Origin of the sequence: Phenylobacterium sp., from assembly GCF_020402505.1 — a bacterium.
Lineage (GTDB): Bacteria > Pseudomonadota > Alphaproteobacteria > Caulobacterales > Caulobacteraceae > Phenylobacterium.
In genome coordinates this window covers 1-7,875 of the sequence record NZ_JADBZL010000061.1, presented here as the reverse complement: position 1 = coordinate 7,875, position 7,875 = coordinate 1, and the positions used below count along the sequence as shown (strand labels likewise).

The 7,875-nt window shown below is 67.7% G+C and carries 8 protein-coding genes, 1 tRNA gene and 1 pseudogene; 7 read left to right on the top strand and 3 right to left on the bottom strand.

The window, feature by feature from the left end; genetic code table 11:
* Together IM632_RS05085 and IM632_RS05080 are read left to right on the top strand one after the other, a co-directional pair.
* A pseudogene (locus tag IM632_RS05085) lies at positions 1–183 on the top strand (calcium-binding protein); the annotation flags it as partial.
* Positions 180–758 (top strand): GNAT family N-acetyltransferase, encoded by a 579-nt coding sequence (locus tag IM632_RS05080; protein WP_296552059.1) that lies wholly within the window; start codon positions 180–182, stop codon positions 756–758. The pseudogene IM632_RS05085 and the gene IM632_RS05080, both read left to right, overlap by 4 nt.
* Positions 759–1,598: 840 nt before the next feature.
* Here the strand turns inward: IM632_RS05080 and IM632_RS05075 are convergent.
* The gene (locus IM632_RS05075; RefSeq protein WP_296479681.1) at positions 1,599–2,759 is read right to left on the bottom strand and encodes an AIPR family protein; all 1,161 of its coding nucleotides are present in this window, start codon (positions 2,757–2,759) and stop codon (positions 1,599–1,601) included.
* Positions 2,760–2,889: 130 nt separating this feature from the next.
* On the opposite strand from IM632_RS05075, the gene IM632_RS05070 reads away from it, so the two are divergent.
* Positions 2,890–3,252, top strand: a complete 363-nt coding sequence (locus tag IM632_RS05070) for a hypothetical protein (protein ID WP_296499177.1) — start codon at positions 2,890–2,892, stop codon at positions 3,250–3,252.
* Here IM632_RS05070 and IM632_RS05065 read toward each other — a convergent pair.
* Positions 3,247–3,323, bottom strand: a tRNA-Met gene (locus tag IM632_RS05065). The genes IM632_RS05070 and IM632_RS05065 overlap by 6 nt on opposite strands.
* Before the next feature lie 97 nt (positions 3,324–3,420).
* Between IM632_RS05065 and IM632_RS05060 the strand changes: the two genes are divergently transcribed.
* The 4 genes from IM632_RS05060 (at position 3,421) to IM632_RS05045 (ending at position 7,522) form a co-directional block, all read left to right on the top strand.
* Positions 3,421–4,449, top strand: a complete 1,029-nt coding sequence (locus tag IM632_RS05060) for a glycosyltransferase (RefSeq protein WP_296552057.1) — start codon at positions 3,421–3,423, stop codon at positions 4,447–4,449.
* A complete protein-coding gene (asnB, locus tag IM632_RS05055) occupies positions 4,449–6,143 on the top strand; it encodes an asparagine synthase (glutamine-hydrolyzing) (RefSeq protein ID WP_296499182.1) in 1,695 nt (564 codons plus the stop codon). The genes IM632_RS05060 and asnB overlap by 1 nt, the downstream gene beginning before the upstream one ends.
* A 70-nt stretch (positions 6,144–6,213) precedes the next feature.
* Positions 6,214–6,957 carry a glycerophosphoryl diester phosphodiesterase membrane domain-containing protein gene (locus IM632_RS05050; protein ID WP_296484314.1) on the top strand — a complete coding sequence of 248 codons (744 nt, stop codon included), beginning with the start codon at positions 6,214–6,216 and terminating at the stop codon, positions 6,955–6,957.
* Between the two features lie 13 nt (positions 6,958–6,970).
* A complete protein-coding gene (locus IM632_RS05045; RefSeq protein WP_296484318.1) occupies positions 6,971–7,522 on the top strand; it encodes a hypothetical protein in 552 nt (183 codons plus the stop codon).
* Here IM632_RS05045 and IM632_RS05040 read toward each other — a convergent pair.
* On the bottom strand, positions 7,508–7,875 hold a 368-nt coding region (locus tag IM632_RS05040; RefSeq protein ID WP_296552056.1), incomplete at its 5' end, for a GDP-mannose 4,6-dehydratase. The two genes, IM632_RS05045 and IM632_RS05040, sit on opposite strands and share 15 nt — an antisense overlap.

Sequence of the window (7,875 nt, the reverse complement as noted above, 5' to 3'; positions counted from 1 at the left end):
GCCGGCATCGACCGGATCACGGACTTCAACTTCGCCGAGGGCGACCGGCTGAAACTGGAGGGCAATCCCGCCCGCACCATCACCCAGTCCGGCGCCGACGTCATCGTCGACATGGGCAATGGCGACCAGGTCATCCTCGTCGGCGTCTCCCTCTCCAGCCTCGGAAGCGGATGGATCATTTGAGGCCTGCGACATCTGCGAGCGTTACGATCCGGCTGGCCAGGACATCGGAACTTCGCGCCATAGCCGCCATCGAGCGCGAGGCTGCACAGAGGTTTCTGGAGACGCACCAAGCCTGGATCGCCCAGGACCCTCCAGCCCCGGAAGGACTGCTCGCGGAACGACTTGAGGCCGGTGGCCTGTGGGTGGCGATCTTGCCCGACGATCGCCCCGTCGCCGCGATCCGGTTCCGGCCCCTTGAGGCCGTCCTCTACATCGAACAGCTCGATGTCCTGCCTAAGTTCTCAGGAAGGCGGCTCGGCGCCGGCCTGCTGGACAAGGCCGGGTCCCTCGCCGGCGCGGCGGCCCTCGAGGCGCTGGTGCTCTCCACCTTCCGGGACATTCCCTGGAACGCCCCCTGGTACAGCCGGATCGGGTTCGAGGTGATCGAGGTCCTGCCTGCGGCGCTTGACGACATCCGCCGAGAGAATCTGGCGCGTGGTCTGGACGAAAGCCGCCGGGTGTTCATGCGCCGGGAGGTCAACCACCCCCTGGCGGGGCGAGCGGATCAAACCGGCCCAAGCCCTCCGGACTGGTAGCTGGGGTCAGGTTAAGTAGGGCACCCACATTACGCCCTGTCCACTCCCGCGTGCAGCTCCGGAGGGCTGCATTATCAACCGTTTCAGCACCCAAAGTGCCAACCGGAACCCCAGCGCTCCCAATCAGGCTGGATCCCTTCATGCCTTGAAGGTGGCCACATGGCCCTCAGGATTGGCGACAACCGAGTTAACGAGTTGCTCGACTGTGCGACCAGTCCTCGGGAAAGGGATGAGGGAACTCTTTGCTTGGCGGGCGCAAGGCGAGTCCGAGCCGAAGGGCTCGACCAGCAAACGACCCGACGGATCGTTCTTTCGGGTTTGGAAACCCTACTATGCTGCAGGCTGGGACGCCTGCGGCTGGAGCGGATCGAGCGAGGAGTGCGGGAATATCGCCGCCCAGGCCCAAGAATACAGAGGGTGTGCATCAAGCGGGCAAGCACGTGAGATACGGGTAGTGAGCGTGCCGCTCAATCTGCAAGCGCCATTCTCCCGCGTCCCGGGCGCGGCAGAAGGGGAGGTCCGCTGATGCCTCCCTGGACATACAGATCGCAGCCCGATCAACGCGCCCTAACCGCAGACACCGGGCATGGCCGAAAGGCTCGCGGAGATAGTGAAGGCGGGGTGGATCACTTCCAATCGCTGAGAGCGCAGGGAGAGGAGCCAAGTTCGCGCGCAGATGGATGGTGGCTACGCCGAGCCAGATCCGGCGGGATTGTGTTTTGCCACGGATTCGGGAAAGGCGGTCCGCACGCGCCTTTCCGAGCAACTGCCAAGCGAGGACCGGCCATGATGGCGGTGGAGGAGGGGGCGTGGCAAAAGCCACGCCCCCGAAGGTCACACTTAAAGGCTCGTGCCGAGCTTCGCGTAGATCGAGGTGATCTGCAGCAGCGTCGAGTAGCAGGCGCGGCTCTTGCCCATGTTCCATGGATTGTGGTCCGCGATCTCCATATAGGCCTGCTTCGCCGACTCGATCAGCTCAGCGTCGGAGAACGCGTTGGGCGGATGAAGGCCCCACGTACCCGCATCGTCTTGGCGGACGAAGGCGGTGTGAGCGGCGAGTATAGGAAAGATCACGCCATCCGGAACATCGGCGATGCGACCGTCCTCCCGTTCGATCGAGCGAATGCGCGTACCCTTAAAGCCTTGGTGAGCCTTCCACCGCTCATAGAGCTTCCAGGCGACAGGGGCGAGGTCGAGGCAATAATCATAGACGTCGGCAAGTTCGTTCTCTTCCACAACTCGCTGATAAAGCTTCAAACAGCGCGTCTTCTGGCTGTAGGTGAAGACTTTTGCCGAAGGTTCGGCAACATCAAGCTTGCGCAGAAGATGCTCCGGCATCAGCGCGAAGATCACCTGGATGATCTTCTCTGTGTCAAGGAAATCGCCGTCGCTGGTGAGGTCCGTCTCCGCCTTCCGAAGCTTCGCGCTTGGGAAGCCCTTCTGAATGGCCACCTCAAGATCATCGAGTTGACCCCGGCGACCGGCAATCGAGATCGCCCGTACGTCATTCTGGAAGTTTCGTGCGATCGAGATCTCTGCGATCAGCGCATCGTCGTCGGTGACGATGACCTCGAACTTGATGCTCGGGATGTGGTCGGGGTGGTTACCGTGTTTCTCGAAATAGCGCCGCAATTCGCCCTGCGTTTGCGAGCCGTTGATGATCGACGGGCGGGCGAGATGCAGGGTCCGCTCCTTGTCGTCCACCGTAGCGCTGCGGGCGACGACCACCATCCCGCCGTTGAGGATACTGAACTGGTCAGGCTGGTCCATCAGCGTCTTGCGAATGGCCTGATGGACCAAGGTCGGGCTGCGACGCTGTTTACCCTTTGCGTCTACCAAATACTCGCGGACGTTCTCGTTGTCTTCGAGCTCAAGCACCGAAGACGCAGGCGCGTGGCCCGAGTAAACTCGGCGCCCAGCAACTTCATCTTCAGGGGAGCTAATGTTCCGGCAAGAATGATAGCGGAACGGGTAACTATTCGCCTTCTGGGTGGCGTTCATGGCAGTCTCCAATGTTTCCACCGACCGCTCCATTTTTGGGCACGCCTACCTAGGCGACCGCGAACGAGTCGATGGAAAGAGGCTGCCGACTCATCGTCTGGATGTCAAGCAACAGGCAGCGACCTGCGCCGTGATACCTCCGACTGACCGTCATCGCCCGTCTGTAAGACTTCGCCACGAAGGCGATCGGGGGGCGGTTAGTGAGAAAGAACCGGGGGTCGGCCTGCTGGACAAGGCCGGGTCCCTCGCCGGCGCGGCGGGCCTTCAGGCGCTGGTGCTCTCCACCTTCCGGGACATTCCCTGGAACGCCCCCTGGTACAGCCGGATCGGGTTCGAGGTGATCGAGGTCCTGCCTGCGGCGCTCGACGACATCCGCCGCGAGAATCTGGCGCGCGGTCTGGACGAAAGCCGCCGGGTGTTCATGCGCCGGGAGGTCAAACACCCCCTGGCGGGGCGAGCGGATCAAGCCGGCCAAAGCCCTCCGGACTGGTAGCTGGGGGCGGGATCGAACCGCCGACCTGTGGGTTATGAATCCACCGCTCTAACCATCTGAGCTACCCAGCCGCCGGGCCTTTCGGCGAGGGGCGGTTTATAGGGTCTGGCGCGGCGCGCTTCAAGCCGCTTGGGAAGCGGGGCCGGGCTTGCTAGGGTCGCCCCTGCGATGAGCGTCCTGCATCTCCTGGGAACGGCCGGCGAAGGCGGCGCGGAGACCTATTTCGTCGACCTCGTCACGGCCCTGGCCGGGGCCGGGGTGGCGCAATCGGCGGCCCTGCGCGCCAACCCCCGGCGACAGGCCGCCCTGCGGGCGGCCGGCGTGCCGACCCGGGTGCTGAGGTTCGGCGGACCTCTCGACCTTCTCACCACGCCCCTGACCGCGCGGTTCGCCCGCCGGACCGGGACTCGCCTCGCCCTGGCCTGGATGAACCGCGCCGCCCGGCATGCGCCAAAGGGGCCCTGGGCCCGGGTCGGCCGGCTGGGGGGCTACTACAACCTCAAATACTATCGCGGCTTCGACGCCCTGGTGGCCAACACCGAGGACATCGCCGACTGGATCGTCGCCCAGGGCTGGCCGGCGGGGCGGGTCCGCTGCATCCCCAACTTCGCCGCGCCCGCCGCAGACGCCCGCCCAGTGGCCCGGGCCGGGCTCGAAACCCCAGAGGGGGCGCCCCTGCTGCTGGCTATGGGCCGGCTGCATGAGGCCAAGGCCCATGACGTGGCCCTTGAAGCCCTGGTCCGCCTGCCCGACGCCTTCCTCTGGATCGCCGGCGCCGGTCCGGAGGAGGGGCGGCTGAAGGCCCTGGCCGAGGGCCTGGGCCTGTCGCGGCGGGTGCGCTTCCTGGGCTGGCGCACCGACGCCTCGGCCCTCTATCGCACGGCGGACCTGTGCCTCTTTCCTTCCCGCTACGAGCCCCTGGGGAATGTGGTCATCCAGGCCTGGGCGCACGGCCTGCCCGTGGTGGCCGCCGCTTCCACCGGTCCGGCGGCCCTGATCCGGGACGGGCAGGACGGACGCCTGGTTCCGGTGGACGACCCCGCCGCCCTGGCCGACGCCGCCCGCGACCTCATGGACAATCCCGCCGCCCGCGCCCGCCTGGCCGGGGCCGGTCTCGCCCGGGTCGCCGGGGAATTCTCTCCCGACGCCGTCGTCGCCCGCTGGCGCGAGCTCTTCGCCGAGTACGGGGCGGGCTGATGTGCGGCATAGCCGGCGTGCTGAACGGCGAACGCCTCGCCGCCGACCTGATCGCCGCCCTGGCGCACCGGGGACCGGACGGAGTCCGCACCGAGAGCCTGCCCGGCGCGAACCTCGCTCACGCCCGTCTTTCCATTATCGACCTCGAAGGGGGCTGGCAGCCCCTGCACGCCGCCGGCTCCGTGGTGGTGGGCAATGGCGAGATCTACAACTACCTGGAGCTGGCCCAGGACCACGGCCTCGGCCCCCTGCTGGCGACGGGCTCGGACTTCGAGCCCCTTCTGCACCTCTACGCCCGGGAGGGGCCGGACGCCTTCCGCCGGCTGCGCGGCATGTACGCCTTCTGCCTGGTGGGGGGCGACGGGCGCACCTGGCTGGTGAGGGACCCCTTCGGCATCAAGCCCCTCTACCTCCTCGAGCGCGACGGGGCGGTCATCTTCGCCTCCGAACCCCGCGCCTTCCTGGCGGCGGGCCTGATCGATCCGGTGATGGACGCCTCCGCTGCGGAAGACCTCCTGGGCCTGTCCTACACCACAGGGGAGGCGACCATCTTCCCGGCCCTGCGCCGGCTGGCGCCCGGCGAAATCCTGGAGGTGACGCCCGCCGGACTTATCGCGCACGAGACCCGGCCCTGCCTGCCGGCCCGCTCGCCCCGGCGGGCGACGGACGAGGCCGCTCTGGTCGACCAGCTGGACGCCGTGCTGGAGGAGAGCGTCCGGGTGCACCAGAGGTCCGACGCCCCCTTCGGCCTCTTCCTGTCCGGAGGGATCGACAGCGCCGCCATCGCCACCCTGATGGCCCGGCTGGCGGAGCGGCCGGTCACGGCCTTCACCTGCGGGTTCGACCTTCCCGGCGCCGCGGATGAGCGCGGCCAGGCCGAGCGGGTGGCCCGGGCCCTCGACCTCGACTGGCGCGAGGTGCGCTTCGACGAGACCGAGTTCTGGCGCCTGCTGCCTCGGGTGGCCCTGGCCCTGGACGATCCCACGGCGGACTATGCCGCCCTGCCCACCTACCGCCTGGCCGAGGCGGCCCGGGACACCCTGCGCGTGGTGCTGACGGGGGAGGGGGGCGATGAACTGTTCGGCGGTTACGGCCGCTATCGCCGGGCGCTTCGGCCGGCCCTGCTGGGCGGACGGCCCGCCGACCCGCGCCCGGACCGCCCCGAGGTGCTTGCCCGCTGGCGCGAGGCCGGCCGTGCGCCCCGGGGCCTGTCCCCCCTCCAGTCGGCTCAGTGGTCGGATGTGGCGACCTGGCTGCCCAACGACCTCCTGATCAAGCTGGACCGCTGTCTGATGGCCAACGGCCTGGAGGGGCGGACCCCCTTCCTCGACCCCGAGGTGGCGGACTTCGCCTTCACCCTGCCGGACCGGTTCAAGGTGCGCGGCCGCTTCGGCAAGGTCCTCCTGCGGACCTGGCTGGCCCGGACCTGCCCGGCGGCGGCGCCCTGGGCCCGCAAGCAGGGCTTCACCGTTCCCGTCGAGGCCTGGATCGCCCCCCGCGCCGCCGATATCGCCCCGCGGGTGGCCGAGGTCTCCGCCGTCCGCCGCCTGCGCTCGCCCGAGGCCGTCGCCGCCGCCTTTGCCCCGGGAGGGAAGGGCGCCTGGCCCCTCCTGTTCCTGGCCGTCTGGTCCCTCATCCACCTGGAAGGCGTCGAACCCGCCGACGCCCTGGAGGCCTGTACGGGGCGGGTCTAGACATCTCGACGACCGCCGAGGACTGTGCCTTACTCTGGGGAAGGCTTGATTTCGGTCAGAGGGGGAAAACATGAGCGAGATTTCAATGGCGTCGGGCAAGCTGAATGTCGGCGGGGTCTTCAATCAGGCCTTTGCGACGCTTCAGGCCAAGCCGCTCTTCTTCGTCTTCACGGGACTCATGTTCGGGATCGCGCACCTGGCGCTGTCGCGTTCGGGTATCAACGGACCTGATCCCTCCGCCATCTCTCCAGGGCTTGTCCTGGTGGGGATCCTGCTCCTACTGGTCCTGGGCGCCATCACTCAGATCCTGGCCGCCCGCGCGACCGAGGGACCGCTCGGGACCAACGCCAGCCTCGACTTCGCCCCGGCGGTTCAGGCCGCCCTTCCGCGTCTGCCGAACGTGATCCTGACAACCCTGGCCTTCGCGTTTCTGGTCGGCCTTGGCTTCGTCGCCTTGATCCTTCCCGGCATCGTCATCCTCTTGATGCTGTGCGTGGCCCTTCCGGCCTGTATCCTTGAAGACCTTTCCCCGATCGCTGCGCTGAAACGGAGCCGGGAACTGACCCGTGGCAACCGGTGGCGCCTGCTGGGGTTGGTTCTTCTCAACGGCCTGATCCTGATCGGGGTCGGCGTCGTCGTCAGTCTGCCCTTGGGTCTCGCAAGCACCTTGCCCGGGCCCGCCGGCGGCGTCTTCTCGATCATTTCCTCCGCCGTCGAGGGCTTTGTCGGCGTATTCATCGCCGTCCTCTACACCCACGCCTTCCTCGACCTGCGCCGCCTGCACGAGGCTTCGGCCCCGGCGCCCCTGATCTGACGGAAGGATGCAAATGGCGGATGCAGCCCACTCTCCCGGTCGTCTGGGGGTCTTCCAGACCCTCCGGGAGGGGCTGAGCCGGGAGGTCTTCTACAGGCCGGACCCGCCCCTCCTGCCGCTCGCCTCGCTGGTCCTTGTCCTCGGCCTTGGCGCCCTGATGGGATTTTCGGCCCTTGTGGTCCCCGGCGTGGTCTTCCTCCTGGTCTTCGGGCAGGCCCTGCCGGCGATGATCTTCGAGGGGACGAATGTGAGGGGCTCCCTGGCCGCCAGCTGGAGGCTCACTCCCGGCAACATACTGAGCCTCCTGGGCCTGACGCTGATCCTCCTGTCCCTGGCCTTTGTCCCGTCCTTTCTCAGCTACCTCGTCTTCAAGGCGGCTGGGCCGGGCGCTTCCCTCGTCATCGTCCTGCCGACGATTGCGGTGACCCTTATCTTGTTCTTCCTGCTGTCCTGCCTCTGGCCCTTGGTGGCCCTGATTGTCTACCAGGACCTCCGCGCCCTGAAGGACCGCCCCGCCGAGGTCGTTGCGCCTGAGCCCGCCCCCGAACCCTTACCCGCCGCCTGAGAGGCCCTGGCGCTCAGAGGCGAAGCCGCGGTCGCGGATGGCCTGCCACCAGGCCTGGTTTTCGACGTACCAGCGCACGGTCTCCTCCAGGCCCTGGGGGACCGGCGTTCGGGGGGTCCAGCCCAGCTCGTCGCGGATCTTCGAGGCGTCGACGTCGTAGCGGAAGTCGTGGCCCGGCCGGTCGGTGACGAAGCTGATCTTGTCCGCGTGCGGCGTGTTGGCCGGGGCGTAGCGGTCGAGGGCCTCGCAGAGCATCCGGACGACCTCGATGTTGCGGCGGGTGGAGTCGCCGCCGATGCAGTAGGTCTCGCCCAGACGGCCGCGGTCCAGCACGGTGAGCAGGGCCTCGGCGT

Excerpts from the sequence above, each read along its gene's own strand:
- IM632_RS05075 (WP_296479681.1), bottom strand. The coding sequence starts at position 2,759 with ATGAACGCCACCCAGAAGGCGAATAGTTACCCGTTCCGCTATCATTCT.
- IM632_RS05060 (WP_296552057.1), top strand. The coding sequence starts at position 3,421 with ATGAGCGTCCTGCATCTCCTGGGAACGGCCGGCGAAGGCGGCGCGGAG.
- asnB (WP_296499182.1), top strand. The coding sequence starts at position 4,449 with ATGTGCGGCATAGCCGGCGTGCTGAACGGCGAACGCCTCGCCGCCGAC.
- IM632_RS05050 (WP_296484314.1), top strand. The coding sequence starts at position 6,214 with ATGAGCGAGATTTCAATGGCGTCGGGCAAGCTGAATGTCGGCGGGGTC.
- IM632_RS05045 (WP_296484318.1), top strand. The coding sequence starts at position 6,971 with ATGGCGGATGCAGCCCACTCTCCCGGTCGTCTGGGGGTCTTCCAGACC.